The 26,512-nt window shown below is 67.3% G+C and carries 23 protein-coding genes and 2 tRNA genes; 14 read left to right on the forward strand and 11 right to left on the reverse strand.

Annotated features, from left to right (window positions below; all coding sequences use genetic code 11):
• Positions 1 to 14: 14 nt before the first annotated feature.
• From MHY23_RS02065 to MHY23_RS02080, 4 genes are read left to right on the forward strand one after another with little or no spacing between them, the layout of a single operon-like run.
• The gene (locus MHY23_RS02065; RefSeq protein ID WP_239306210.1) at positions 15 to 935 is read left to right on the forward strand and encodes a glycosyltransferase family 4 protein; all 921 of its coding nucleotides are present in this window, start codon (positions 15 to 17) and stop codon (positions 933 to 935) included.
• Positions 932 to 2,047: a glycosyltransferase gene (locus MHY23_RS02070; RefSeq protein ID WP_239306211.1), complete on the forward strand. Its 1,116-nt coding sequence runs from the start codon at positions 932 to 934 to the stop codon at positions 2,045 to 2,047. Before MHY23_RS02065 ends, MHY23_RS02070 begins: the two co-directional genes overlap by 4 nt.
• Positions 2,044 to 3,819 (forward strand): glycosyltransferase, encoded by a 1,776-nt coding sequence (locus tag MHY23_RS02075; RefSeq protein ID WP_239306212.1) that lies wholly within the window; start codon positions 2,044 to 2,046, stop codon positions 3,817 to 3,819. The genes MHY23_RS02070 and MHY23_RS02075 overlap by 4 nt, the downstream gene beginning before the upstream one ends.
• Positions 3,788 to 4,582: an N-formylglutamate amidohydrolase gene (locus tag MHY23_RS02080; RefSeq protein ID WP_239306213.1), complete on the forward strand. Its 795-nt coding sequence runs from the start codon at positions 3,788 to 3,790 to the stop codon at positions 4,580 to 4,582. The genes MHY23_RS02075 and MHY23_RS02080 overlap by 32 nt, the downstream gene beginning before the upstream one ends.
• Before the next feature lie 6 nt (positions 4,583 to 4,588).
• On the opposite strand, the gene MHY23_RS02085 is transcribed toward MHY23_RS02080, so the two are convergent.
• The 7 genes from MHY23_RS02085 to MHY23_RS02115 form a co-directional block, all read right to left on the reverse strand.
• The gene (locus tag MHY23_RS02085) at positions 4,589 to 5,857 is read right to left on the reverse strand and encodes a Dyp-type peroxidase (RefSeq protein ID WP_239306214.1); all 1,269 of its coding nucleotides are present in this window, start codon (positions 5,855 to 5,857) and stop codon (positions 4,589 to 4,591) included.
• A complete protein-coding gene (efeO, locus tag MHY23_RS02090; RefSeq protein WP_239306215.1) occupies positions 5,857 to 7,107 on the reverse strand; it encodes an iron uptake system protein EfeO in 1,251 nt (416 codons plus the stop codon). Before efeO ends, MHY23_RS02085 begins: the two co-directional genes overlap by 1 nt.
• The gene (locus tag MHY23_RS02095; protein ID WP_239306216.1) at positions 7,107 to 8,054 is read right to left on the reverse strand and encodes an FTR1 family protein; all 948 of its coding nucleotides are present in this window, start codon (positions 8,052 to 8,054) and stop codon (positions 7,107 to 7,109) included. The genes efeO and MHY23_RS02095 overlap by 1 nt, the downstream gene beginning before the upstream one ends.
• 85 nt (positions 8,055 to 8,139) lie before the next feature.
• Positions 8,140 to 9,552 carry a cytochrome b/b6 domain-containing protein gene (locus tag MHY23_RS02100; protein ID WP_239306217.1) on the reverse strand — a complete coding sequence of 471 codons (1,413 nt, stop codon included), beginning with the start codon at positions 9,550 to 9,552 and terminating at the stop codon, positions 8,140 to 8,142.
• Positions 9,552 to 10,481 (reverse strand): electron transfer flavoprotein subunit alpha/FixB family protein, encoded by a 930-nt coding sequence (locus tag MHY23_RS02105; RefSeq protein WP_239306218.1) that lies wholly within the window; start codon positions 10,479 to 10,481, stop codon positions 9,552 to 9,554. Before MHY23_RS02105 ends, MHY23_RS02100 begins: the two co-directional genes overlap by 1 nt.
• Positions 10,482 to 10,490: 9 nt before the next feature.
• A complete protein-coding gene (locus MHY23_RS02110) occupies positions 10,491 to 11,264 on the reverse strand; it encodes an electron transfer flavoprotein subunit beta/FixA family protein (RefSeq protein WP_239306219.1) in 774 nt (257 codons plus the stop codon).
• 60 nt (positions 11,265 to 11,324) lie between these two features.
• The gene (locus MHY23_RS02115) at positions 11,325 to 12,137 is read right to left on the reverse strand and encodes a DUF1542 domain-containing protein (protein ID WP_239306220.1); all 813 of its coding nucleotides are present in this window, start codon (positions 12,135 to 12,137) and stop codon (positions 11,325 to 11,327) included.
• Positions 12,138 to 12,222: 85 nt separating this feature from the next.
• Here MHY23_RS02115 and MHY23_RS02120 point away from each other — a divergent pair.
• From MHY23_RS02120 to MHY23_RS02140, 5 genes are all read left to right on the forward strand, one after another.
• Positions 12,223 to 12,297: transfer RNA gene (locus tag MHY23_RS02120), tRNA-Gly, on the forward strand.
• 138 nt (positions 12,298 to 12,435) lie between these two features.
• A tRNA-Pro gene (locus MHY23_RS02125) sits at positions 12,436 to 12,512 on the forward strand.
• A 78-nt stretch (positions 12,513 to 12,590) separates the two neighbouring features.
• Positions 12,591 to 13,967: a trigger factor gene (gene tig / locus MHY23_RS02130; protein WP_239306221.1), complete on the forward strand. Its 1,377-nt coding sequence runs from the start codon at positions 12,591 to 12,593 to the stop codon at positions 13,965 to 13,967.
• A 474-nt stretch (positions 13,968 to 14,441) separates the two neighbouring features.
• Positions 14,442 to 15,038, forward strand: a complete 597-nt coding sequence (locus tag MHY23_RS02135; protein ID WP_181888944.1) for an ATP-dependent Clp protease proteolytic subunit — start codon at positions 14,442 to 14,444, stop codon at positions 15,036 to 15,038.
• 30 nt (positions 15,039 to 15,068) lie between these two features.
• The gene (locus MHY23_RS02140) at positions 15,069 to 15,689 is read left to right on the forward strand and encodes an ATP-dependent Clp protease proteolytic subunit (RefSeq protein WP_034998194.1); all 621 of its coding nucleotides are present in this window, start codon (positions 15,069 to 15,071) and stop codon (positions 15,687 to 15,689) included.
• Between the two features lie 64 nt (positions 15,690 to 15,753).
• On the opposite strand, the gene MHY23_RS02145 is transcribed toward MHY23_RS02140, so the two are convergent.
• Together MHY23_RS02145 and MHY23_RS02150 are read right to left on the reverse strand one after the other, a co-directional pair.
• Positions 15,754 to 16,389: a hypothetical protein gene (locus tag MHY23_RS02145; protein WP_239306222.1), complete on the reverse strand. Its 636-nt coding sequence runs from the start codon at positions 16,387 to 16,389 to the stop codon at positions 15,754 to 15,756.
• A 50-nt stretch (positions 16,390 to 16,439) separates the two neighbouring features.
• The gene (locus MHY23_RS02150; RefSeq protein ID WP_239306223.1) at positions 16,440 to 17,201 is read right to left on the reverse strand and encodes an alpha/beta fold hydrolase; all 762 of its coding nucleotides are present in this window, start codon (positions 17,199 to 17,201) and stop codon (positions 16,440 to 16,442) included.
• A 110-nt stretch (positions 17,202 to 17,311) separates the two neighbouring features.
• Between MHY23_RS02150 and clpX the strand changes: the two genes are divergently transcribed.
• Positions 17,312 to 18,592, forward strand: coding sequence for an ATP-dependent Clp protease ATP-binding subunit ClpX (clpX, locus tag MHY23_RS02155; protein WP_239306224.1), 1,281 nt, complete (start codon positions 17,312 to 17,314; stop codon positions 18,590 to 18,592).
• A gap of 10 nt (positions 18,593 to 18,602) precedes the next feature.
• Here clpX and MHY23_RS02160 read toward each other — a convergent pair whose 3' ends face one another.
• On the reverse strand, positions 18,603 to 19,343 hold the full coding sequence (locus tag MHY23_RS02160) for a TetR/AcrR family transcriptional regulator (RefSeq protein ID WP_239306225.1): 741 nt from the start codon (positions 19,341 to 19,343) through the stop codon (positions 18,603 to 18,605).
• A 143-nt stretch (positions 19,344 to 19,486) separates the two neighbouring features.
• Here MHY23_RS02160 and MHY23_RS02165 point away from each other — a divergent pair, with 143 nt between their 5' ends.
• The 4 genes from MHY23_RS02165 to MHY23_RS02180 are packed head-to-tail and all read left to right on the forward strand — an operon-like array spanning position 19,487 to position 25,081.
• Complete coding sequence (locus MHY23_RS02165; RefSeq protein ID WP_239306226.1) at positions 19,487 to 20,440, forward strand: malate dehydrogenase; 954 nt, start codon at positions 19,487 to 19,489, stop codon at positions 20,438 to 20,440.
• Positions 20,441 to 20,462: 22 nt separating this feature from the next.
• Positions 20,463 to 23,165: a valine--tRNA ligase gene (locus tag MHY23_RS02170; RefSeq protein WP_239306227.1), complete on the forward strand. Its 2,703-nt coding sequence runs from the start codon at positions 20,463 to 20,465 to the stop codon at positions 23,163 to 23,165.
• Positions 23,166 to 24,659: a folylpolyglutamate synthase/dihydrofolate synthase family protein gene (locus MHY23_RS02175; protein WP_370645796.1), complete on the forward strand. Its 1,494-nt coding sequence runs from the start codon at positions 23,166 to 23,168 to the stop codon at positions 24,657 to 24,659.
• Positions 24,656 to 25,081 (forward strand): DUF4233 domain-containing protein, encoded by a 426-nt coding sequence (locus tag MHY23_RS02180; protein WP_239306228.1) that lies wholly within the window; start codon positions 24,656 to 24,658, stop codon positions 25,079 to 25,081. Before MHY23_RS02175 ends, MHY23_RS02180 begins: the two co-directional genes overlap by 4 nt.
• On the opposite strand, the gene MHY23_RS02185 is transcribed toward MHY23_RS02180, so the two are convergent.
• On the reverse strand, positions 25,078 to 26,487 hold the full coding sequence (locus tag MHY23_RS02185) for an AMP-binding protein (protein ID WP_239306229.1): 1,410 nt from the start codon (positions 26,485 to 26,487) through the stop codon (positions 25,078 to 25,080). The two genes, MHY23_RS02180 and MHY23_RS02185, sit on opposite strands and share 4 nt — an antisense overlap.
• Positions 26,488 to 26,512: the final 25 nt, after the last annotated feature.

Consider the following 26,512-nt stretch of genomic DNA (forward strand, 5'->3'; position numbering starts at 1 on the left):
TTTATATTAGTGGGGTGCGCGTTCTGTCTATCCCCTCCGGCCACCCGTACACGCAGGCTATCCGCCCTGCCGGCGTGGAGTTTTTGCCGGACCCGGACATCGGCGGCAACTGGTGGCCGCACCCCGCCTTCGAGGCGGAGTTTTGGCGCGACCCGCCCGCCGTGGACCTGGTGCACATCCACTTCGGCTTCGAGCACCGCACGCCCGCGCAGATCGCCGAGCTGTGCCGCGCGCTGCCGGTGCCGCTGGTGCTCACGGTCCACGACCTGGACAACCCGCACCTTGAGGACCAGACCGAGCATCACGAGCGATTGCAATTGCTTATCGACGAAGCATCCGCCCTGATCACCCTCACCGACCAAGCCGCCGAGATTCTCGCCCGCGACTTCGGCGCGGGCGACGTGCGGGTGGTGCCGCACCCGCGGATCGTTCAGGAGCCGGTGGCGGTGGAGCCGGGCGATCGCGCGGCGGTGTTTTTGAAGTCGGTGCGCTCTAACGTGGTTTCGGACGCGCAGTTCTACCGCGATATCGCGGCGCGGGTGCCGTTGGATGTGTATGTGCATGGGGGAGCGGAGCTTGCGTCGATAGGCACTGTGGTGCACGAGCCCATGACTGACGACGAGCTGCACGCAGCCGTCGGCCGTGCCGGGGTGTGCATTTTGCCGTACACGCGCGGGACGCACTCGGGGTGGCTGGAAATGTGCCGCGACCTGGGCGTGCCAGTGGCGGTGCCGGACTGCGGCTGCTATGCCGGGCAAGCAGACACCCCAGACGCGGTGGAGGTGTACCGCACCGGCGACGGGCGCGCGGCCGGTGAGGCGGCGGCGCGGCTGCTTGCGCGCGGACCGGTGCCGTATGCCGGCGACAGGGCGAAGCAGCTGGACGAGGTGCGCTGGGCGCACGAGGAGATCTACAGGAAAGTGGTGAGCGAGTGACCGTTGCCGCGAAACCCGCGCCGCGCGCCCCGCGCACCGGCAAGCTCCGCATCGCGCTGGTCGGGCCCGCGCGCTACCCGGTGCGTGAGCCGTACGCCGGCGGGCTGGAGGCGTTCTGCCACACCATGGTGGCCGCGCTGCGCGAGCTCGGTCACGACGTGGACTTCTTCGCCGCCGAAGGCTCCGACGGCAACGACAAAACACTCGAACTGCCCGGGGTGGACTGGGGCTCCCACGCCGCCGAGGCCACCGACACCACCTACCCGGAAGGCGGGCGCGAGCGGGAAAACGCCGCGTTTGTGCAGCTGCGCCGACTGCTGGTCGCCCGCGGCTACGACGTGGTGCACAACAACAGCCTCAACCCGTACATCTTCCCGTCGGCTGCGTCGCAGGAGCCACTGCCGATGCTGACCACGCTGCACACGCCGATGGTCGAGGAGATCCAGGCCGCCATCACCGCCGCCGGCCTGCGCGCCGGGCGTTTCGCCGCCGTCAGCCGCACCACCGCGCGCGACTGGCGCCTGCCCAGTGAGCCGGTGATCATCCCCAACGGCGTCAACGTGGACCTCTGGCGCCCGGGCAGCGGCGGCGGGACCGCGGTGTGGTTCGGCCGCCTCGTGCCGGAAAAGGGCGCGCATTTGGCTATCGACGCCTGCCGCACCGCCGGCATCCCCCTCGTCCTGGCAGGTCGCAACGGCGACCACCACTACTTCCGCGACGAAATCGAGCCGCGGCTCGGGCACGACGCGCAGTGGATCGGCGAGCTCTCCCACGCCGAGCTGCGGCGCCTGGTCGCCGGGTGCGGCGTCGCGGTGGTCAGCCCGCGGTGGGAGGAACCGTTCGGCCTCGTCGCGTTCGAGGCGATGGCGTGCGGAACCCCCGTTGCGGCGTTTCGCCGCGGCGGCATGGGCGAGCTGCTTCGCGACGCCCCCGCCGCCCTCGCCCCCGCCGACGACGTCGACGCGCTCGCCGCCGCGATCACCCAGGCGCGGGGGATTGAGAGGGACGTGGTGCGCCGTTGGGTCGTCGAGAGGCATTCGCTTTCCCAAACCGCGAAGCATTACACCGACATCTTCCGCCAGGTGGCGGCGTTTGGAAAGGTAGGACAATGATCGGGATCTACGCCCACCACCACGGCTCCGGGCACCTGCACCGCTGCCGCGCCATCCAGCGCGAACTGCGCGCGATGGGGCATGAGGCGCAGATTTTGTCCACGACGGGCGGGGACGTTGCGCTTCTCGACGACGCCAGCGCCGGCCCACGCGAACTGCGCAGCGGGCGTGCGATGACCGCCGGCGGCACGTTGCACTACGCGCCGTACGGGGCGCCGCAGATCGCATCAAGGTTCGCGCAGATCGCCGACTGGGTGGCCGAGAACCAGCCGGAGGCGTTTTACGTGGACGTGTCCAACGAGGTCGCCGCGTTCGTGCGGCTGATGGGTATCCCGGTGGTGGTGCACGCGATGCCCGGCTACCGCGGCGACGCCCCGCACCAGCTCGCCTATTCGCAGGCCGACGCGATCGTCGCGGCGTGGCCGGACTGGGTCGAGGTGCCCGATCACCTGCGCGCGCACGCCGACCGTCTGCACGCTGTCGGCGGGATCTCGCGGCTGACCCCGCGCGAGGGTGTCGAGCGCGACCCGAACCACGTGGTGGTGATGGCGGGCCTGGGCGGTTCGACGTGGTCGCCTGCCGACTGGGAAGCGGTGCAGGCCGCCTGCCCCGAGTACCGTTTCACGTTTTTGGGCGGCGACAACCACGTCGACGACCCGACGGAGCTGCTGCAGTCCGCGGGCATCGCCGTCACCGCCGGCGGGCAGAACTCCGTGGCGGACCTCGCCGCCACTTACACCCCGGCGGTGATCCTGCCGCAGCCGCGCCCCTTCACCGAGCAAAAGGCGGGCGCGAAAGCGCTCGAAAGCTTGGCGACGGTACGAAACGCCTTCCCCGCCCCCGAAGAATGGCCCGAACTGCTGCGCCGCCGCGACACCGACTGGGCCCGCTGGCAGACAGACGGCGCGGCGCGCCGGGCCGCCGAAGTCATCGCTGGTGTGGCGGAGAACCCCGGCCAGCCCGCGACCTGCGTGATCACGCTCGCCGACGTCAACCGGCGCGACCACCTGACTCACCAGGTCAACCTCATGCCGATGGGCGTCGACCACGTCACCGTCGCACTGAATGATGTGGACGAGTTGGCCAAAGCGGTGCCGAAAAGCTGCGTGGTTCCAGGACCGCGCAACCTCGCCGCCGCCCGCAACCTGGGCGCGAAGGTGGCCATCGAACGCGGCGCCGAGGTGCTCGTGTTCCTGGACGCGGACTGCCTCGCATCCGACGCGCTGGTCCCGCGCTACGTCGCGGCGTTGCGTGAGCGCCCCTTTGCTGTCGCCGCCGGCCCGGTGACCTACATGGACGAGGGCCAAATCCGCGTCACCGACCCCGACCCGCACCCCGCCCGCCCCAACCCGGCCGACGGCGAGCTCGTCGACGCCGACAACTACAACCTGTTCTGGTCCCTCTCCTTCGCCCTGACCGCGAAGACGTGGGCGCGCATCGAGCGCGACTTCGGCGGCTTCGACGCCGGCTACCAGGGTTACGGCGGGGAAGACACCGACTTCGCCCGCGAGCTCGAGCGCCACCGCATCCCGCTGATCTGGGTCGGCGGGGCGCACGCCTACCACCAGTGGCACGCCGTGTCCTCGCCGCCGTGGGAGCACATCGAGGACATCGTCGCCAACGCCAACCGGTTCCACGACAAATGGGGGACCTTCCCCATGGAAGGTTGGTTGGAGGCGTTCGAGGCCGAAGGTGCCGTCGAGAAGCAAGATGCCCCGAAGCGCTATATCCTGCGGAAGTATGAACTTCACCATCCACGAAGGAAGCACTGACTGCCCAGTGATCGTGCACGTGCCGCACGCGTCGCGCGAGATCCCGGCCGAGGTTGCTGCCGATTTCATCGCCACCGACGACCAGATTGCGCGCGAGCTCGACCGCGTCACCGACGACCACACCGACACCCTCGCCGCGGCCGCCGCCGAGCAATCCGGCTGCGCGCCGTGGATGATCGTGAACAACCTCTCCCGCCTAGTCGCCGACCCGGGGCGGTTTTCCAACGAACGCGAATCCATGGACTCGACCGGGCGCGGCGCCATCTTCCTCAAGCTTGGCGACGGCAACCCGCTGCGGCCGCTGAACATGGACGTCGCCGACCTGAAGGCCGAGTACTACTTCCCGTACGCCGACGCGGTGTCCAAGCTGGTCTCCGGCCGCATCCAGGACTGCGGCTGCGCCGTGATCGTGGACGTGCACTCCTACAACAACCAACCCGACGAGTACCGCATCCACCCCGGCAAACTCCTGCCGGATGTGTGCATCGGCACCCACTCCGTGCACACGCCAGCCGTGCTTGCCGACGAAGCCGACCGCACCTTCACCGCAGCTGGCTTCAACGTGGAGCGCAACACCCCCTTCGCCGGGGCGTACGTGCCGGTGGACTACGACAAGAACACCGCCGTGCTGGCCGTCATGTTCGAGGTGCGCAAGGACCTGCTCGAATCCGACGAGTCGCGGGTGCGCGTCGAGGCCGCGCTGGCCGAGGTGATCCGTAAAGCCGTGGAGATTTCGCGCACCGACATGGGCCGCCCGCTGTAGACGTCGTTAAGCAAACATGCCTTCGCCGATGTAGCCCTCGTCTCCCACGCCCGGCACGATGAGGTAGGTGCCGGTGTTGGTGGTTTTCAGGTACTCGGTGAACATCTCGTCGCGCGACATCGACTTGTGCACGCGCGCGAAACGCTCCGGCGTCTGCGTGAACGCGATGAAGAACAGACCCGCGTTCATGCGGCCCTGCTCGTTCGTGCCGTCGACGTAGTTGAAGGGGCGGCGCAGCATGCGGATGCCGTCGTTTTGCGCCGGGTGCACGTTGAACAGGTGGGACGCGCGGTCGATCTTCGGGTTGCCGCGCTCGTTGACCGCATCGAAATCGGGCTCGGTGAACTCGTCGCCGCCGGACAGCGGCGCGCCGACCGGCTTGTCGCGGCCGGTCACGCGCTCCTGCTCGCGCAGCTGCAGCGTGTCCCACACCTCGATGTTCATGGCGATGCGGCGCACCGTCATGTACGTCCCGCCCGCGGCCCACGGCTGCGAGCTGTCGGCGGGAATCCACACGTGCTTCGCCAACTCCGCGTCCTCGTCGGCGCGGATGTTGGCGGTGCCGTCCTTCTGGCCGAACAGGTTGCGCGGTGTCGGCTGCTCCGTCCCGGTTGCGCCCGCGCGCCCGAAGCCGAGCTGGGTCCAGCGCAGTGTCGCGGTGGGCACGGCGAGGCGGGTGAGGTTGCGAATCGCGTGGCTTGCCACCTGCGGGTCGTTCGCGCACGCCTGGATGCAGATGTCGCCCTCGGAGAACTCGGGGCGTAAAAAGTCGTTGGTCATCGTGGGCATCTCGGTGAACTCGGCGGGGAGTTTGCCGGCGGTGCCCAGCTGTTCGCGGAAGAAGGAGCGGCCGAAGCCGAAGGTCAGCGTGAGCCCGGAGGGGCCGTGGTCGACCGCCTCGCCCGAGTCGTCCGGCGGGAAGCTATCGCCGGTGCCGAACGCGCCCTTGGCCGAGACGTCGCCGCCGAGCGTGAGCCGGCGCGCCGCCGCGGTCCAGCGCTCGAGCAGGTCGATCACGTCCTCCCGATCCGCCTTCTCCGAAATGTCGAACGCCGCGAAGTGCAGGTTGTTCTGCATGGGCGTGATAATCCCGGCTTGGTGCTCGCCGGCAAAGTCCACGATGAGCTCTTCGCTTGACGACGAACCCCCGGCCCCACCCGCCGCATCATTGTTCTTCGCCCCGTCCTCGTTCGCGCACCCGGCGAGGGCGGCCGCGCTGGCCGCGCCCAGGGTGCCCAGGCCGCCGAGGGTGAGAAGCTGTCGCCGGCTGACCATTAGCCCAGCCCCAGTACGGTGCCGGTGAGCTGGGACAGCGGCTCGCGCAGCGCGTCGAGCGCCCGGGTCAGCTCCGCCTGCGCGGCCGCGTCGACGGTGTCGTAGGAGACGAACCCGGTCTCCAGCGAGCCGTACTCCTTGAGCATCTCCTCGACGTCGTCGTAGCGGTCGTTGATATCTTGGACCAGCTTGGCGCCGTTTTCCCCGCGGTCCGCGGCGATGGGGGCGACCAGGTCGAACGCGATGCGTGAGCCCTGGATGTTCGCCGCGAAGTCGTAGAGGTCGGTGTGGCTCCACCAGTCTTCCTCGCCGGTGACCTTGGTGGTGGCCACCTCCTCCAGAAGCGAGATCGCGCCGTTGGACACCGAGTCGATGGTCAGCTGTTGGTCCTCGGCGAAGTTTGGGTCGTTAACCGTGTCAAGCAGCTGGTTGACGTCGGCGACGAACAGCTCCGCGACCTGTGTGCGCTGGGCCGGGGTGGAGGGTTCCCAGTCCTGCCAGGCGTCGGCGCCGTCGGCATTCTTGGCGTCCTTTTCTGGCACCCACAGATCCTTTTCCATGCGGTGGAAGCCGCGCCACTGGTCGAAGGCGGGGTCTTCCGCCTTCAGCTCATCGGCTTCTGCGATGTAGTCCACCTCGCGGTAGTCAATCTTCGGGTCGAGGATGCCCAGCGCCTCCGCGATCGGCTCGATGCGCTCGTAGTGCACGCGCGTGGTGGGGTAGAGCTCGCGCGCCTTCTCGTCGTCGCCGGAGGCGTAGGCGGCGGCGAACTCCTCGGCGAGGGGGACGAACTCGGCCACTTCGTTCTTAGCAAAGTTGACGTAGGAGGCGACGGCGTCGTCGAAACGCTGCTGGTCCGACTCGTCGACGGCCACGGCCTCGCCGGTAACCGTGAACGCGCTTTGGCCGACGTTCGGCCCGCGCAGGCCCGGCTTGCAGGCGGTGAAGTAGTCGCCCGGCATGAGCGAGACCGTCAGGTCGGCCGTTTCGCCGGGGGCGATGTTCTCGCGCTCGGCGATGACGCGCAGGCCGTCGTTGGCGAGCAGGTAAAACTCCGTCACCTGGTTGCCGGTGTTGTTGATCTTGAACGTGCGCGCGCCGGATTCGGTGCTGTCGGTGCTCACGGCGCAGGTGTCGGCGTCGGAGGTGACCTCGATGCTGTCGGCGTTGGCGGCGTTTTCCACGCACGACGTGAGCGTCAGTGCCAGCGGCAGCGCGGCCACGGCGGCGAGGGTTCGGTGGTGTGACATTAGACTTCCTTTCCTACGAGAGCAGGGTGCGTATCGACGACCTCCGGCCGCCCCACCCCCTGATCCCGGCGAACGTGGTTGACAAAAATTGGGACAATGACCGCGATGTAGATGGCCCAGCCGATGACCTGCAGCCAACTCATCTTCGGCTCGAACCCGGTGAGCGCGTTGACCAAGGTGGCGATCGGCCCCGTGGGGTCGATGGCGTGCTCGAAATCGAATGCCCAACCGAAGGGGAACGACGCCATCCAGAACGGGTACGTCGCAAACCCCACGAGCACCTCCCCGGTGCGCGGGTGTGTCGGGGCGATCGGCGCGCCGGAGAACGGCCCCGGCAAGAACTGCGCCTCTTGAAGGTCGTGGATGGCGTAGGCGAGGATGCCCGCGGCCACGACGATGAGCAACGCCGAGGACACTTGCATGAACGTGCGCATGTTCATCTGCAGCGCACCCTTGTAGATGGCGTAGCCCATCACCAGCGCCACGCCGATACCGAGGAACGCCCCGATGACCGCCGCCGGCTGCACCACCCACCCCCACATGAGCAGCGTCAGCTCGAGACCCTCGCGCGCGACGGTGATGAACGCGAGCCAGAACATCGCCCTCGCGCCGGCTGCGACGGCGTCGCCCGTCTTGGCGTCGAGGACTTTGCGCACCATGCCGTCTTTGTTGGATATGGACAGCACCATGCCGGTGATCATGGCCACCGCAACCAGCGACAGTGTGCCGCCGATGGCCTCCTGGGCGCGGAAGCTTAAGCCGTAGCGGCCGAAGGTGAACAGGGCGCCGAGGACGACGCAGATGACCACCGCGAGCCCGACACCCCACCAGAGGCTGCGCCGGGCCCCGGCGGCATCGCGCCGGTCCAGGCCGGCGAGCAGGATGCCGACGATCAGCGAGGCCTCGAGGCCTTCACGCAGGCCGACCAGGAATGCGGCGAGGAACATAGACTTACGCTAAACCGCCGCGCGTGATTCAGGCAAGTCTTACCTAACTTAGGCTAGGCTGGCTACCCCGAAAAGGTGTGCCAGCCTAGCGGCGCGTCACCTTGCCCGTGGCCTGCGCCACCGGCGTGACCACAGAGGGTCGGGCCGCCCACCAGCCGGCGGCCGTCACCGCGACGGCGAGAAGGAAGAGGATGAGGCCGAGCCATCCGGAGGCGTCGTCACGCGCGGCAAACATGGCGTTGAGGTTGCCGCGCAACCCGGTTGCGGCGACCAAGAATACGTGCACGGCGACGAAGATGAGGAAGTAAACCATGGTGGGGAAGTGCACCGCCCGCGCCCACGACACCGGGACGGCCTTCCAGGAGGCGGGCCACATTCCGCTCATGCGGAAACCGGACGCGATGGCCAGCGGCGCCGCCACAAACACGGTGACAAAGTACGACAGCTCCTGCAGGGCGTTGTAGTACACCCACCCGTTCTCATCTGGCCAGTCCAGCGAGAGGTACTGCAACCCCGCGGACACCGCGTTGGGGAACACGTCCCAGCTGGTGGGCACGATGCGCATCCACTGCCCGGTGGCGAACAGCAGCACGAAGAACACGACGCCGAGCACGACCCAGGCGACGTCCAGCACCTGGTGCAGCCACAGTGTCACGGAGATCTTCTTGCCGCCCTTCTTGGGCTGCCAGTAGGCGTCGGGGCGTTTTTCGCGGCGAACGTCAAGGCCCGTTTTCACAATGAGGGCCATGAGGAACATGTTGAAGAAGTGGGCCCAGTTCAGCCACGCAGGGAAGCCCACGGGGGCATTATCCGGCAGCGGCTGGATGCCGTCGTAGCGCTCGATGAAACCGGCGCCGGTCTCGGTGCCGACAAACCAGCGAGCGCCGAAGACCGCCGCGGCGAGCAGCAGTAGCGCACCGATCGCCCATGGGAGCCATTGCCTTGCGACGCCCTCCGGTTTCCCCGCCGTCGCCGACGCGGGTGCCGGCTGCTGGGCCGGTTTCGGAACCGGTTTCGGGGCTGGCTCGGGGGCCGTCTTGGCGACAGCGTCGTCCACCACCGTCGCCGCCACAGGCGCAGCGGGTTCTGTTTCGGTTTCCGGATGCGGTTCGGGCTCAGCTTCCGGTGCCGGGGCGGCGACGCGCACGGTCCCGGCGGGCGGCCACGGGTCGCCGCCCTCGACGCGGGGCAGGCCGCGGCGCAGCGGCACCTCGACCGTGTGCGCCGACTCCGCGTCGTCAACGGCGGCGGGTTCTGCGGCGGCACCGGCGGGCACGGCAACCTTCACGGTGCCTGCGGGCGGCCAAGGCTCGCCGCCCGGCACGCGCGGCAGGCCGCGGCGCAGCGGCACCTCGACGGTGTCGTCGGAGACCGGCGCCGGCGCGGCCTCAACCTGCGCCGCCTCAACCGGCGCGTCGGCAACGTCGACGGTGCCGGCCGGCGGCCACGGCTCGCCGCCTGGAACGCGCGGCAGTCCTCGGCGGAGTTCTACCTGCATTACTTGCGCGCCTCAATCTCGGAGATGATGTCCGGCACCAGGTCGAACAGGTCGCCGATGATGCCGAAGTCGGCGATGTCGAAGATCGGGGCGTCCTCGTCGGAGTTGATCGCCACGATGGTGTCGGCGGTCTGCATACCCACCAGGTGCTGCACGGCGCCGGAGATGCCGACGCCGATGTAGAGCTTCGGACTGACCATCACGCCGGTCTGGCCGATCTGCGCCTCGTACGGCACCTGGCCTTCGTCGACGGCGGAGCGGGTGGCGCCGATGGCGGCACCCAACGCGTCGGCAAGTCCGCCGACGAGGTCTTCGAACATGTCCTCGTCGCCCAAGGACACGCCGCCTGCGACCACCTTGTCGGCGGTGAGCAGGTCGGGGCGGTCGGAGGTGCGCTCCACAGGAGTCACGGAGAGCACTTCTGCCTCTCGACGTCCCGACGGCGCCACCTCCAACTCGCGCACCTCAGGCGTGGCCGCCTCGGTACGCGTTTCCACCGCACCCTTGCGCAGAGTAATCACCGGCGCGGAGTGCGTCGCAGCGGCAGAAGCGGTGTAGACCCCGCCGAAGTTCTGGTGCTCGGTGACGATGCCCTGGTCGTCGCGGCTCACAGACACCGCGTCGGTGAGCAGCGCCTTGCCTGTGCGTGCGGCGAACCGGCCGGCGGCTTCGCGCCCGCGCACGGTGTGGGCGAACAGGACGGCGGCAGGGAAGAGGTCGTCGAACGCGGCGGCAGCTGCGTCGATAAGCGGGGCGTTGGACACCAGCACCACCGCGGCGCCGAGCGCACCCAGCTCCTCTGCGTGCGCGGTGTCCTGCGCCAGCACCACCGGGGTGCCGATGGCGGACGCGGCGCCGATGAGCTCGGCCGCAACGGGGCTGACCGAGCCGTCGAAGGAGCGGTCCGGGACAACAAGAATCTGGGTCATGGCTGCTCCTTAAATGAGGTTCTTGGATTCGAGGAAGTCCACCAGGCGGGCCGCGGCGGTGGAGCTCGCGTCGATGATCTCGCCGCGCTCGCGCTCCGGGCGGCGCTCGATGCTGGTCATGATGGCGCGCGGGTGCGTGAAGTCCGCCGGGTCCACGCCGAGCTCGGCGAGGGTGACGGTGCGCAGTTCCTTCTTCTTCGCGGCCATCAGACCCTTAAAGTTGGGGTAGCGCGGGTCCGCGAATTCGTCGGCGACGGACACCACGGCCGGCAGCTGCGCTTCGAGCTGGGCGGTGGCGGCGTCGGAGGCCTGGGTGGCGCGCACGGTCTCGCCCTCGAGCGTGAGCTCGGTGAGGTTGGTCAGCACCGGCCAGTCCAACAGCTCGGCCATGAAGGGGGCGATGACACCGGTGCCGCCGTCGGACGATTCGGCGCCCGCGATGACGAGGTCGTAGCCCTGCTTCTCGACGAGCTTCGCCAACACCTCACCAGTCAACGTCGCATCCGCGCCAGTGAGCGCGTCGTCCGAGACGATGTAGGCCTCGCTCGCGCCCATGGCGATGCCGCGGCGCACCGAATCAGCGGAGGATTCCGGGCCGGCGCTTAAGATCTCGACCTCGACGTTTTCGCCCGCCTCGGCGATGCGCAGCGCGGCCTCGACGGCGCGCTCGCTGACCTCGTCGGCGACGACGTCGCCGGAGCGGTCCGTCAAACCCGTCTCCAGGTTCATTTCGCGGTCACTGTACGTGTCCGGCACTTCTTTCAGCAGCACAGCAATGCGCACGGCCACTCCTTGCTCTTGAGCTTTCTGGGGTTCGCGATCGCTGTGCAGTGTAACGCACGGCTAAAAGTCGAATCCCCCGAAGTCGAAGCCGCCGCCGTCGCCGAACCCGCCGAAGCCCCCGAAGTCGCCGCCGGCATCGCCCATGTCACCCATGTCGCCGGCGCCGTCCATGCCTTCCATACCGGCGCCGTCCATGCCGTCGCCAAGCCCGCCGGCCTCAAACGCCTCCGCCGAGGCCACACCGGCCATCCCGGCGAACATGGTGGAGTAGAACATCATGGAGCTTGCGGCCCACACGCCGGTCATCATCGCCGGGCCCCACCACGCGGTGGAGTACCAGCCGGCCGGCACCGGGCGGCCCGCGACGGCGCCGCCGGGGTAGTAGTGCGGCGTCTGGGCGGTCGCGTGCGGCGACGCCATGACCTGCGTGCCGTCCTCCTGAGTGACGGTGCGCTGCTCGGTCACGCGCCCTGCCTGGCGCTGGCCCTCCAGCTCCGGCAGCTGCGGGCCGGCGGGCAGCCCCATGATCTCGCGGGCGGCGTTGACGTAGTGCAGGCCCTCCAGTGCGGATTCGCGGGCCAGCATCGCCTGCTTGACGGAACGTGCATCGCTAAGCCCTGCGGATGCCGCGTTGAAGCGCTCGGAGGCATCCGCCATCGCCTGCTGTGAAGCGGTGTCGTTGCCGGAGAGGTTCAGCACCTGCGAGCCCAAACGGTCGGTCCACCGTTTGGCGTCGGCGTACGCGTCGTCGAAAGACAGCTGCTGCTGCCTTGCCACCTGGCGCCGCGACTGGGGCATCTGCCGCTGCCCGCTCATGCTCGGCAACATCACCAACGCGCCGACCATCAAGAAAATGAGCAACAGGGTGAACATGACTCCTCCTAAAATTTCGTTCGTGTTTGGTTCAACGCATACGCCTGCGCTAAAGTTCCGCACAGCGCTGCAGATTTCGGCGCTTGGGAATGTCGTATAGTGGCTAATACCTCAGCCTTCCAAGCTGAAGACGCGGGTTCGATTCCCGTCATTCCCTCCACACATGACACCGGTTCCGGTTGCGGGGCCGGTGTTTTTGTGCCCTCAATGCGGACGGTGATTGAAGCACCGCTACAATGACTGTCCTGAACTACACACGTTCAACGAATGTGGTTCATACCGTGCGGTTTTACCGCAACGGGGCGTGGCGCAGCTTGGTAGCGCACCTGCTTTGGGAGCAGGGGGTCGCAGGTTCAAATCCTGTCGCCCCGACCAAGGCGGGCCCGTGTTTCGCGGGCCCGCCGCATATAAACATCTGACAAACGTTGTTTCGATCTAGTACAGGAGAAATCCGTGAAGACTTCCGTCGACAAGCTCAGCGACACCCGCGTGAAGCTCAACGTCAGCGTGCCGTTCGACGAGCTGGGCAAGGAAATTGACCAGGCCTACAAGGCCATCGCCCAGCAGGTCAACATCCCGGGCTTCCGTCGTGGCAAGGCTCCGCGCCAGCTCATCGACGCTCGCTTCGGCCGCGGCCCGATCCTGGAGCAGGTCGTCAACGACATGCTGCCGACCCGCTACGAGCAGGCACTTGCGGAAAACGAGATTAACCCGCTGGGCCAGCCGGAGATCGAGGTCACCAAGATCGAGGACAATGACGTCGTCGAGTTCACCGCCGAGGTCGACGTGCGCCCGGAGATCGAGGTGCCGGACTTCTCCAAGATTTCCGTGAAGGTCCCGGAGCTAAAGCTTGACGACGAAGCAGTCGACGCCGAGCTGGACACCCTCCGCGAGCGCTTTGGTGAGCTGAAGGACACCAAGCGCAAGCTGAAGACCGACGACTACGCCATCATCGACCTCGAGGCCACCGTCGACGGCGAAAAGATCGACGAAGCTTCCGCCGAGGGCCTGACCTACCGCGTCGGCGCCGACGACCTGATGAAGGGCCTGGACACCGCGCTGCGCGGTCTGAAAACCGGCGAGGACGCAGAGTTTGAGTCCGAGATCAAGTACGGCGAGCACAAGGGCGAGAAGGCGACCGTGAAGGTCCACGTCCAGCAGACCAAGGAGCGCAAGCTTCCGGAGCTTGACGACGACTTCGTGCAGATGGCGTCCGAGTTCGACACCGTCGAGGAGCTGCGCAACTCCACCCGCGAGCAGGTTGAGGAGAACGCCAAGGCCAAGCAGGCCGCGGACATCCGCGACGAGGTGCTCAAGGTCGCCCTGGCAGAGTCCACGTTTGCCCTGCCGGAGTCCGTGGTGGACGAGCAGGTGCACAACCAGCTCCACCAGCTGCTGGGCCAGATGGCGCACGACGAGAACGCGTTCGCCCAGCTGCTCGAGGCGCAGGGCACGACCCGCGAGGAGTTTGACAAGCAGTCCCGCGAGCAGGCCGAAGAGTCCGTGCGCACCCAGCTGTTCCTCGACGCTGTGGCAGAGCAGGAGCAGCCGGAGGTCTCCCAGCAGGAGCTGACCGACCACATCCTGTTCACCGCGCAGTCCTACGGCATGGACCCGAACCAGTTCGTGGCCCAGCTGCAGCAGTCCGGCCAGATTGCCAACCTGTTCTCCGACGTGCGCCGCGGCAAGGCCCTGGCCATCGCCATCTCCCGCACCCAGGTCGAGGACGAGGCCGGCAACAAGGTCGACCCGAACGAGTATTTCGGCGAGATCGAAGAGGACGAGGCTGAGACCACCGAGGCCGAGACCACCGAGGCCGAGGAGAACTAAAACTCCACTCATGAGCGGCCGGGGCGTGTTTGCCCCGGCCGCTTTTTCGTGCCCGTTGCAGGATCGTTCACTGCCTCGGAATCGCGCGATGAATTAGTTCCCACTTGGACGGATGGATAGTTCACTATCCCCAGGTCGCCGGACACTCCGATGCAGGATCGTTCATCGTCTAGTGAACTATCTTGCGGTCCACCCCAAACCGCCCCAACCCCACAACCCATCACGATCTAACACCCAAACCGTTCACAACCACTTGACACAAAGCGAATCTGTCAGGCGGGCCTCAAACGCCCAGGTCGGCGCAAACGGCTGCCGTGATTTGTCAGGAACCGGCCACCCCACGCCGGCCCCGAATCCACCTCGAACCCGCCCAAACCTCCGACCCGTACGCCGGTAGCGAACAGGCTCGGAGTTACAGAATCACCCGAGTAGGGTAGTGGCGTTACCGGATGAACTAGCAAAGGAGCGTCTGTTATGACTTCCCCGACCCAAGGCATGAACCTGGGAGACTCCGTTTATGAGCGTCTCCTCCGGGAGCGCATTATTTTCCTGGGCCAGCAGGTGGACGACGAGATCGCCAATAAGCTCTGCGCCCAGATTCTGCTGTTGTCGGCGGAGGATCCGACGCGCGACATCAACCTCTACATCAACTCGCCGGGCGGCTCCGTCACCGCCGGTATGGCGATTTACGACACGATGAAGTACTCCCCGTGCGACATCGCCACCTACGGCATGGGCCTGGCGGCGTCGATGGGCCAGTTCCTGCTCTCGGGCGGCACGAAGGGCAAGCGTTACGCCCTGCCGCACGCGCGCATTATGATGCACCAGCCGTCCGCAGGCGTCGGCGGCACGGCAGCCGACATCGCTATTCAGGCGGAGCAGTTCGCGGAGACGAAGCGCGAGATGGCGCAGCTCATCGCGGAGCACACCGGCCAGACCTTCGAGCAGATCACGAAGGATTCAGACCGCGACCGCTGGTTCAACGCTATGCAGGCGAAGGAGTACGGCATCGTGGACCACGTCATTGAGAATGCGGCCCAGGCCGGCGAGCACTCCATCGGCGAGAACTAAGGCACACGAGGAACTAAGGAGACACCCACTATGACTTTCCAGATGCCCAACTCCCGCTACGTGCTGCCGCAGTTCCTGGAGGAAACGAGCTTCGGCACGAAGCAGATCGACCCGTACGGCAAGCTGTTCGAGGAGCGCATTGTCTTCCTGGGCACCCAGGTGGATGACACGTCGGCGAACGACATCATGGCGCAGCTTCTAGTGCTGGAGTCCCAGGACCCGGACCGCGACATCACCATGTACATCAACTCCCCGGGCGGTTCCTTTACCGCGCTGATGGCTATCTACGACACGATGCAGTACGTCCGCCCGGACGTGCAGACTGTCTGCCTCGGTCAGGCTGCGTCGGCAGCCGCGGTGATCCTCGCCGCGGGTGCGCCGGGCAAGCGCGCCGCGCTGCCGAACTCGCGCGTGCTGATCCACCAGCCGGCGACCCAGGGCACCCAAGGTCAGGTGTCTGACCTGGAGATTCAGGCCGCGGAGATCGAGCGCATGCGCCGCCTCATGGAGGACACGCTCGCGCACCACACGGGCCGCACGTCGGAGCAGGTCCGCATTGACACGGACCGCGACAAGATCCTCACCGCCTCCGAGGCTGTGGATTACGGGATCATCGACCAGGTCTTCGATTACCGCAAGCTCAACGGCTAAGAGCCCACAAAAAATGCGCCCGGTTCACTTCCGGGCGCATTTTGCTTTGCGACGAAACCTCCGGCTACTCCTCAGCCTCCCCGGACGCCGGATCGCAGAATGCCACGGCGTTGCGGATGGCCTCCGGCGCGGTTTCGAAGTCCTCGCGAGCCCAGCAGATGCCGCCCTCGTCCGTGGTGACTGGGTCGACGGAGACCCAGCCCTGACCCTTGGCGGCCCAGTAGTAGTCCTGGCCGTCGGAGGTGACGGTGCGGGCCCATTCGCGGTCGCAGAAGGTGCTGTACTCCTGGTTGCCGGAAGACGCGCCCTGGGTCGGCCAGGCGCAGGTGGCGCCGGGGCGGTCGTCCACGATGGTCTCGCGCACCGGCTCCGGCTCGCGCGCTGCGTTGTCGGAGCCTGAGTTGCTGGAGCTGCGGGACTCCGAGCGCTTCGAGCTTGACTTTGTGGAAGTGCGCGTGGACGACTTGGACGACGAGCTCGACGAGGACTTCGTCGTGGTGGACGAGGAGGTGGTGGTCTCCTCTTCATCGTCGGCCTCAGTGGTCGTCGGGGTCGGGGTGGCGGTGGTGCTGGTCTGCGGGAAGTCCAGCATGGGTTCCGCCAGGGGCTCTACGTCCGCGCCGGAGTCCGAGCAACCGGCCAGCAGCGACGCGGCGAGGGCGGCTGCGGCGAAGGCAGAAAGTGTGCGGCTGCGATTCACGGATCGGTTCCTTTCGGGGCGCGGTGCTTTAACGTGTACAGGCTAGCGGATTAGTTTCCGAGGAACCGCGTTAGTGCGGAGTTGAATTCTTCCGGGTTCTCAATGGCTACTTGGTGGGCAGCCGGGTCCACCACCACTGACTGGGACGGGCCCGCCACACCCGCGGCGATCTCGGCCAGCTTTTCCGGCGGGCAGGTCGGGTCGGAGGCACCCGCGATGGTGAGCACCGGGCAGGTGATCTGGCCCAGCTCGTCGGCGAAATCCCAGGTGGCAAGCGCGGCGCCGTTGTGGGCGTAGCCCTCGTCGTCGACGGAGTCGATCATGTCTGCCACGCGCTGCACCACCTCCGGGTGCTCCGCGCGGAAAGATTCTGTGAACCAGTTGCCCATCAGTGTGGGGGTCAGGCCGGAGGTGCCGTCGTGAAGCGCGGTGTTTATCTTTTGCTCCCATGCCTCCTCACCGCCGAGGAAGGTGGCGGTGGCGGCGAAGACGGCCTTGTCCACGCGGCCGCTGTTCGCGGCGAGCCACTGCGCGATCGCGCCGCCGAGGGAGACGCCGACGACGCTGAAGCGATCCACGCCGAGCTCGTCGAGTGCGGCGAGGACGTCGCGGCCGAGCGTGCCCACCTCCGTTGGGCGCTCGGCGGGCACGCCAGAGCCGCCGTGGCCGCGGTGGTCGACGGTGATCACGCGGTAGCCGGACAGCGCCGGGATCACCTCGGACCACGCGTCAGAGGTGGTGGCGATGGAGCTGAGCAGCACCACCGCTTCGCCGTTGGGGGTGCCGAATTCTTGCGTGTGAAGAAACGTCATGGGCCCCATTTTCGCACGCGCGCGACAGTTGTGTCGGCGCGGCGGGTACGGTTTGACGCAAGCATTACACTCGGTGGGGATTGACCGAAGACGGGAGTAGATAGGCGCATATGGCAACTACGCACGACAGCGCGAACCTGCTCAAGTGCTCTTTCTGTGGGAAGAGCCAGCAGCAGGTGCGCAAGCTCATCGCCGGCGGCGGCGTCTACATCTGCGACGAGTGCATCGAGCTGTGCAACGAGATCATCGAGGAAGAGCTCGCCGGTGCGCAGAACACGAAGGACGCGGACGACCCGGACCGCCTGCCGCGCCCGAGCGAGATCACGGCGTTTTTGGACGAGTACGTCATCGGACAGGACACCGCGAAGAAGACCCTGGCTGTGGCGGTGTACAACCACTACAAGCGCATCAAGGCCGAGACGTCCAACGTGTCCAGCCGCAAGCGCGACGAGGACGTGGAGATCGCCAAGTCCAACATCCTCCTGCTCGGCCCCACCGGCTCCGGCAAGACCTACCTGGCGCAGACGCTGGCGCGCATGCTGAACGTGCCGTTCGCCATCGCGGACGCCACCAGCCTCACCGAGGCCGGCTACGTGGGCGAGGACGTGGAGAACATCCTGCTGAAGCTGCTTCAGGCGGCGGATTTCGACGTCAACCGCGCGCAGCAGGGCATCATCTACGTCGATGAGGTGGACAAGATTTCGCGCAAGTCCGAGAACCCGTCGATCACCCGCGACGTCTCCGGCGAGGGCGTGCAGCAGGCCCTGTTGAAGATCTTGGAGGGCACCACCGCGTCGGTGCCGCCGCAGGGCGGGCGCAAGCACCCGAACCAGGAGTTCATCCAGGTGGACACCACGAACATCCTGTTCATCGTCGCCGGTGCGTTCGCCGGGCTGGACAAGGTGGTCGCGGAGCGCGTGGGCAAGAAGGGCATCGGCTTCGGCGCGGAGATCGACTCGAAGGAGCAGCGCGACGAGGCGGACCTGCTCGCCCAGGTGCAGCCGGGCGATTTGGTCAAGTTCGGCCTGATCCCCGAGTTCATCGGCCGCCTGCCCATCCTCGCGCACGTGAACGACCTGGACCGTGATTCGATGAAGCGCGTGCTTACGGAGCCGAAGAACTCGCTGGTCAAGCAGTACCAGCGCCTGTTCGCCATGGACGGCGCGGAGCTGACCGTCACCGACGGGGCGCTCGGCGTGATCGCCGATAAGGCGGCGGAGCGCAAGACCGGCGCCCGCGGCCTGCGCGCGATCATGGAGGAGCTGCTCGTGCCCATCATGTACGAGCTGCCGGACCGCGAGAACGTCGCCGAGGTCGTTGTCGACGAGGCCGTGGCGCTCGGCACGGAGGAGCCGAAGTACATCGAGGCCGAAGAAAAGCAGTCTGCTTAGCGACGGGCCGTTAGACGATCCAGCCTTCGTCGCCGTAGATATCGAATAGCTCGTCCGGTTCCGCGTCCTCGGCGGGTGCCGGGGCGGCCTCCAGGTAGGACTCGTAGCCGGAGTACGAGATGTTGGAGGTCAAAAACGCCAGCACGGCGTCGATGACCATGCGGCGCATGCCGTCGACGTTGCGGCGGCTTTCCGCATCCACGCCGAAGACGTGCTTGGCGGTGGCGGCGTTGCCGACACGGTAGAAGCACAGCGAAGAAATCAGGGCGAGCAGGTCAACTGCGGTGATGCCGGGGCGGAAGGCGCCGGCGTCCTGGCCGGCGAGGAGGAGCCGTTCGGCGTGCAGGCTCACCTCGCGCACGCCGGCGAGCATTGACGCGTCCTCCGCCTTAACTTCTGGGTCCAGGTTTTCGCGCAGCACCAGGCGCACGGCATCGGGGTTGTGCAAAAACGCGTGGTAGAGCGCGTCGACGAAGCGGCGCATGCCTTCCACCGGCACGGCGTGCGAGCGGTTGAGGATGTTCTCCGGCGGCGCCAGCTGCTCGAGCGCGAGGCGCAGCGCCGCGGTGTAGAGGCCGCGCTTGTCGCCGAAGTGGTAGTGGATCATGCGCTTGGTCATGCCGGTCTTCTTGGCCAGCGTTTCCACCTTCGCACCGGAGTACCCCTTGCGGGCGAACGCGACCAGCGCTGCTCGGACCACCGTGTCGGGGGAGGGCGCGCCGGAAGTCGCGTCGTCGACAACGTCGGTCACGTCCGTCCCCTTTCTGCTCGAAATACCCCTCAATCGTGCACTAGATGTCCGCTCTCGGACGTATAGCGCTGAAATTCTGCCCCGGCTGGGGGTAGGTTACTGTGAGGCAACACACAAACGTTTCGATCGAAGGAGCGAGACATATGACAAAGATTGTGGTCACCGGCGCCGCCGGCAACATCGCCTACTCCCTGCTGTGGCGCATCGCCGCCGGCGACGTGTTCGGCGACGAACCGGTGGACCTGACCCTGCTGGAGATCCCGGACGCAGTGCGCGCCGCCGAGGGCACCGCCATGGAGCTCGCCGATTCCGCCCTGCCGCTGGTCAACTCCATCGAGGTCACCGACGACGCCACGAAGGCCTTCGACGGTGCCGAGGCCGCCTTCCTGGTCGGCGCGAAGCCGCGCGGCAAGGGCGAGTCGCGGGCGGACATGCTCGCCGCCAACGGCAAGATCTTCATCGGCCAGGGCGAGGCCATCAATAACGGTGCGGCGGACAACGTCCGCGTGCTGGTGGTGGGCAACCCCGCCAACACCAACGCCTACATCGCCTCCAAGGCAGCGCCCGACGTGCCCAAGGACCGCTTCAACGCGCTGATGCGCCTGGACCACAACCGGGCGCAGTCGATGTTGGCGGACCGCATGGGGTGCCCGTCGAGAAGCATTGAGCGCCTCGTGGTGTGGGGAAACCACTCCGACACCCAGTTCCCGGACATCACCTACGCCACGGCGGACGGTAAGCCGGTGGAGGTGGACCACGAGTGGTACACCGGCGAGTTCATCCCGCGCGTGGCCAAGCGCGGCGCCGAGATCATCAACGTGCGCGGCAAGTCCTCGGCCGCGTCCGCGGCGTCGGCGGCCGTGGACCACATGCGCGATTGGGTCCAGGGCACCGGGGAGCGGTGGGCGACGGTGGCGTTGCCGTCGACAGGCGAATACGGCGTCGACGTTGGCCTCGTCTTCGGCTTCCCGGCCGTAAGCGACGGCAGCTGGCGTCTCGTCGAGGGGCTCGAGCTTTCCGACGACCAAAGGACCCGCATCGACGCCAACATCGAGGCCCTGCGGGAGGAAGCCGCCATCGCCGACAAGCTGTTTTAGGGCGCTGGTTAAGATAGGGCGCGTGACTCAGAACGATCTTGCGAATGACCTGCCCAAGTCGTGGGAACCCAGCGCCCACGAACGCGACCTGTACGAAGGTTGGGTAGACGCCGGTTACTTCACGGCGGACCCGGCCTCGGACAAGCCCGCGTACTCGATCGTGCTGCCGCCGCCGAACGTGACCGGCCAGCTGCACATGGGCCACGCCCTCGACCACACCCTGATGGATTCCCTGGTGCGCCGCAAGCGCATGCAGGGCTACGAGGTGCTGTGGCTGCCGGGCATGGACCACGCCGGCATCGCCACCCAAACCAAGGTGGAAGCCAAGCTCAAGGCAGAGGAAGGCAAGGACCGCTACGACTACGGGCGCGAGGAGTTCATCGAGCGCGTGTGGGAGTGGAAGGAGCAGTACGGCGGCACGATCACCACGCAGATGCGCGCCATCGGCGACTCGGTGGACTGGTCGCGGGAGCGCTTCACGCTTGACGACGGCCTGTCGCGCGCCGTGCAGACCATCTTCAAGCAGCTCTACGATCGCGGCCTGGTCTACCGCGACTACCGCCTGGTCAACTGGTCGCCGGTGCTGGAAACCGCCGTCTCCGACATCGAGGTGGTGTACAAGGACGTCGAGGGCGAGTTCGTCTCCATCCGCTACGGCTCGCTGAACGACGACGAGCCGCACCTGGTCGTGGCCACCACCCGTGTGGAAACAATGCTTGGCGACGTCGCGATCGCCGTCCACCCCGACGACGAGCGCTACGCCGACCTGATCGGCCAGGTGTTCCCGCACCCGCTGCGCGAGGACCTGCAAATTGAGGTCATCGCCGACGACTACGTGGACATGGAACTGGGCACGGGTGCCGTGAAGATCACCCCGGCGCACGACCCGAACGACTACGAGATGGGCCTGCGCCACAACCTGGACATGCCGATCATCATGGACGAGAAGGGCCGCATCGCCGATACCGGCACCCGCTTCGACGGCATGACGCGCGAGGACGCCCGCGTGGCCGTGCGCGAGGCGCTGGCGGAGCAGGGCCGCATTGTCAAGGAGGTGCGCCCGTACGTGCACTCCGTGGGCCACTCGGAGCGCTCCGGCGAGCCGATTGAGCCGCGGTTGTCCCTGCAGTGGTTTGTCAAGGTCGACGAGTTGGCGAAGATGTCCGGCGACGCGGTGCGCGAAGGCGACACCAAGATCCACCCGGAATCCATGGAGAAGCGCTACTTCGACTGGGTGGACAACATGCACGACTGGACGATCTCGCGCCAGCTGTGGTGGGGCCACCGCATCCCGATCTGGTACGGCCCGGAGGACGAAAATGGCAACCGCGACGTCGTCTGCGTCGGCCCAGACGAGGAGCCGCCGGCAGGCTACGAGCAGGACCCGGACGTGCTGGACACCTGGTTCTCGTCCGCCCTGTGGCCGTTTTCCACCATGGGCTGGCCGGAGAAGACCCCGGAGCTGGAGAAGTTCTTCCCCACCACGGTGCTGGTCACCGCGTACGACATCCTGTTCTTCTGGGTGGCGCGCATGATGATGTTCGGCACCTTCGCTGGCCAGGAAACCCCGGAGATCCTGGGGGAGGGCGTAGACGGCCGCCCGCAGATCCCATTCGAGCACCTGTACCTGCACGGCCTGGTGCGCGACGAAAAGGGCCGCAAGATGTCCAAGTCCCTGGGCAACGGCATCGACCCGATGGACTGGGTGGAGCAGTACGGCGCGGACGCGCTGCGCTTCGCCCTGGCCCGCGGTGCGAACCCTGGCGTGGACCTGCCGATCGGCGACGACCACGCCACCGCCGCCCGCAACTTCGCTACCAAGCTGTTCAACGCCACCAAGTTCGCGCTGATGAACGGCGCGCACGTCGGCGAGTTGCCGGCCCGCGAGACGCTCACGGACGCGGACCGCTGGATCCTGGACCGCGCTGAGGAAGTCCGCGCCAAGGTGGACGCCTACCTGGACGACTACCAGTTTGCCAAGGCCAACGAGCTGCTCTACCACTTCGCGTGGGACGAGTTGTGCGACTGGTACCTGGAGATCGCCAAGACCCAGATTCCACGGGACGGCGAGAGCGAGCAGGGGGAAACCACCAAGGTCGTGCTCGGCCGCGTCCTCGACGTCGTGCTGCGCCTTTTGCACCCCACCATGCCGTTTGTCACCGAGGTGCTGTGGAAGGCGCTCACCGGCGAGGAGACCGTCACCATCGCGCCGTGGCCGACCGCGGACGACACCAACAGCGGCGCCGAGACCGACACGAAGGCCCGCACCCGCGTCGAGGACGCGATCAAGCTCATCACCGAGCTGCGCCGCTTCCGCTCCGACCAGGGCGTCAAGCCCTCGCAGAAGGTGCCGGCGCGCGTGGACTTCGCGTCCGCGGACCTGGCGGAGCTCGAAGACGTGGTCCGCCAGATTGCCAGGGTGGAGGAGCCGGGGGAGGACTTTAGTGCGTCGGCAAGCATTGAAATGCGCCTGAGCCAAGCCAACCTCGACGTCGCGCTGGACACCTCCGGCACCGTGGATGTCGCCGCGGAGCGCAAGCGCCTGGAAAAGGAGCTCGCCGCGGCGCAGAAGGAGCTGGACACCACAGGCGGCAAGCTCGCCAACGAGCAGTTCCTGGCCAACGCGCCGGAGCAGGTCGTGGAAAAGATCAAGGTGCGCCAGCAGGTCGCGCAGGAAGAATTCGAGCGCGTCACCGCACGCCTGGAACAGCTGCCGGAGGCCTAAGTGGCAGACAACGATTTCGAGCTGCCCGAACTTCCGGAGCAGTACGACATCCAACAGACCGACGCCGGCCTCACACTCAACCTCGGCGCGCCGGGGGAGGGGCGCGAGGACGACGCGCTCGCCCCGCGCGGCGTGAGCGAGGAAGACCTCGTCGCGCTCGCGCAGGTGGAGCACGAGCTCACCGCCCGCTGGCCGGAGACGGACATCGACCCGTCGCTGGAGCGCATCGAGCTGCTCATGGACTTTCTCGGCGAGCCGCAGAAGTCCTTCAAGGTCATCCACGTCGCCGGCACCAACGGCAAAACGTCCACGGTGCGGATGGTGGAGTCGCTGCTGCGCTCGTTCGGCAATCGCGTGGGCCGCACGACCAGCCCGCACCTGCAGTCCGTCACCGAGCGCATCGGCATCGACGGCGAGCCGATCCACCCGGCGGATTTCGTGCGCATCTACCGCGAGATCGAGCCGTACATCCAGATGGTGGACGAGCGCACCGGCGTGCCCATGAGCTACTTCGAGGTCATGGTGGGCCTCGCGTTCGCCGCCTTTGCGGATGCGCCTGTCGACGTCGCCGTGGTCGAAGTCGGCATGGGCGGCACCTGGGACGCCACCAATGTGGTCGACGCGGACGTGGACGTGATCATGCCCGTCGGCCTGGACCACACCGCTTACCTGGGCGACACCATCGCCGAAATCGCCGGCGAGAAGGCCGGGATTATCCGCAGCGCGGACGCTGTGGCCGTGATCGGCCAGCAGGAGCCGGACGCGATGCGCGTGATCCTGGAGCGCACCGTGGAAATCGGCGCGCCGGTGGCCCGCTTCGGCCAGGAGTTCGGCGTGGCCGCCTCCGAGGTGGCCGTGGGCGGGCAGACGCTCACGCTCAAGGGACTTTCCGGCGAGTACCCGGAGGTGTTCCTCCCGCTGTCCGGGCCGCACCAGGCCCACAACGCCTCGGTGGCGCTGGCGGCGGTGGAGGCGTTCCTCGGCGCGTCGTCGGAGCGCACGCTTGACGCGGACACCGTGCGCGAAGGTTTCGCCGCCACCACCTCGCCAGGGCGTCTGGAGCGCGTGCGCGCTACCCCGACCACGTTCATCGACGCCACACACAACCCGCACGGGGCGAAGGCGCTCGCGGCGGCGCTGGAGCGCGACTTCGACTTCACGCGCCTCATCGGCGTGCTCGGCATCTTGGGCGACAAGGACGCCCGGGGCATCTTGGAGGCGCTCGAGCCCGTGCTCACCGAGGTGGTGATCACGCAGAACAGCTCCCCGCGCGCCACGGACGCCTACGAGCTGGCGGAAACCGCCCGCGAGGTCTTCGGCGACGAGCGCGTGCACGTCGAGGAGCACCTGCCGTCCGCCTACGAGCTCGCCGTTGAGCTGGCGGAGGAAGCGCTCGCCGAGGTGGGCGTGCAGTCCGGCTCCGGCGTGATCATCACCGGCTCGGTGGTCACCGCCGGCGAGGCCCGCGCCATGTTTGGAAAGGACCCGCAATGACACCCAAAAAGCAGCAGATGGGCCCGCTCGGCCCCGGCAAGGCGCCGGTCAAGGACCCGATGTCGGGGCTGACCGGCGTGCTCGCCGGCACGCTGATCATGGAGGCCATCACGGTCCTGCTTATCCTCACCGTCATCCTGAAGGTCGACGGCGGCGAGCACTGGACCACCTTCAACTGGGTCTACATCACCGTTATCGGCCTGGCGCATGTGGTGATGGCGTTCTTCCAGAAGAAGCCGGCCGCGCTGTGGATCGACCTGGCGCTGCAGATCCCGCTGATCTTCGGCTTCTTCATCCACTGGTCCGTCACGGCTGTGGGCATCATCTTCGGCATCGTCTGGTACTTCGTCATCCGCATGCGCTCCGAAATTGTCCAGCGCATGCGCGGCGGCTACCTCACCACCCAGCACTTGGGCACTTAAAGGTCCTTGCGCAAAATTTTGCCGGCGGCGTTGCGGGGGATCGCCTCCACAAACGCCACGGCGCGCACCTTTTTGTAGGCGGTCACGCGCGCCGCAACCCACTCCATCACTTGCGCCTCATCTAAAAGCCCTTGCTTTACGACGAAAGCCTTCGGCACGCCGCCGCGCTCGGCCACAGCCACATCATCGATCTGCGGGTGCGTGAGCATCAGCGCCTCGAGTTCGGCCGGGGCGATCTGGAAGCCGTGGTACTTGAACACGTCTTTGGCGCGGTCCACGACCGTGACCGTGGCGTCCGGGTTCACCCGCGCGATGTCGCCGGTGCGCAGCCAGCCGCCGATGATCGCGTTGCGGGTGGCCTCCGGGTTGCCCAGGTAGCCGCGCATGATCTGCGGGCCGCGGATCTGCAGCTCGCCGTTTGCGCCGTCGGGAAGCTCCGCGCCGGTGCCTAAGTTCACCACGCGGAATTCGGTGTTGGGGATGGCGAAGCCGATGGTGCCCGGGTTGGATCTGCCGGCGATGCCGACGTGGGTCACCGGCGAAGACTCCGTGGTGCCGTAGCCCTGCAGCATGACCGTGCCCAGGCGGTCCTCCACGCGACGCGCCAGCGCCTCGTCCAAGGGGGCGGCGCCGCAGACCATGTGGGCGCACGCGGCGAAATCGGCTGGGTCGACGGCAGGCGAGTTCGCCAGCGCCAGCGCGATCGGCGGGGCGATGAAGCTCAGCTCGATGGCGTACTCGCGGTGGGCGCAGGCGAACTCGGCGAGGTCGAAGCGCGCGGCGGTGAACACGTGGCGGCCCGCGGCAAGCGAGGACAACAGCAGCGTGTTCAGCCCGTAGATGTGGGAAAACGGCAGCGGCGCGGCCACGCGGGTGCCCTTGCCGATGCCGCTGGCGGCCAGTGCCGCGTTGAACTGCACGGCGTTGGCGGTGATGGAGCGGTGGGTCAGCTCCACGCCCTTGGGCAGGCCGGTGGTGCCGGAGGAAAACGGGATTGCGGCAACCGAGTCCGGGTCCGCCGGCGCGAAGTCGTCGGCGGGGCCGGGGGCGAGATCGTCCGGCTCGACACAGTGGGTGACGCCGGCGAGGGCAGACAACCGGGACGCTTCGGCGTCGATAAGCGAATGCCCGACAAGGCACGCCGCCGCACCCGTGCGCGAAACGGCGAGCAAGGCGACCGCGAAGTCGATCGAGTTGGGCAGGCGCAGCTCAACGACGCTTCGCGGGCCCACGCCGCGGCGACGCAGGCGGGTGGCGGCGGCGTCCGCGAGCGCGCCCAGCTCGGCGTAGGTGACGGTGCGGCCGGTGCCGTACTCGGTGATGGCGGGCAGGCTGCTGCGCGGTACCAGGCGATCGAGCGCAACATCAGGCAGCGCGACATCCGGCAGGGGAGAGCTGTGCACCATGGGCAACAAGGCTACGGTATGGCCC

It is taken from the genome of Corynebacterium sp. ACRQP (assembly GCF_022345915.1).
GTDB lineage: Bacteria > Actinomycetota > Actinomycetes > Mycobacteriales > Mycobacteriaceae > Corynebacterium > Corynebacterium lehmanniae.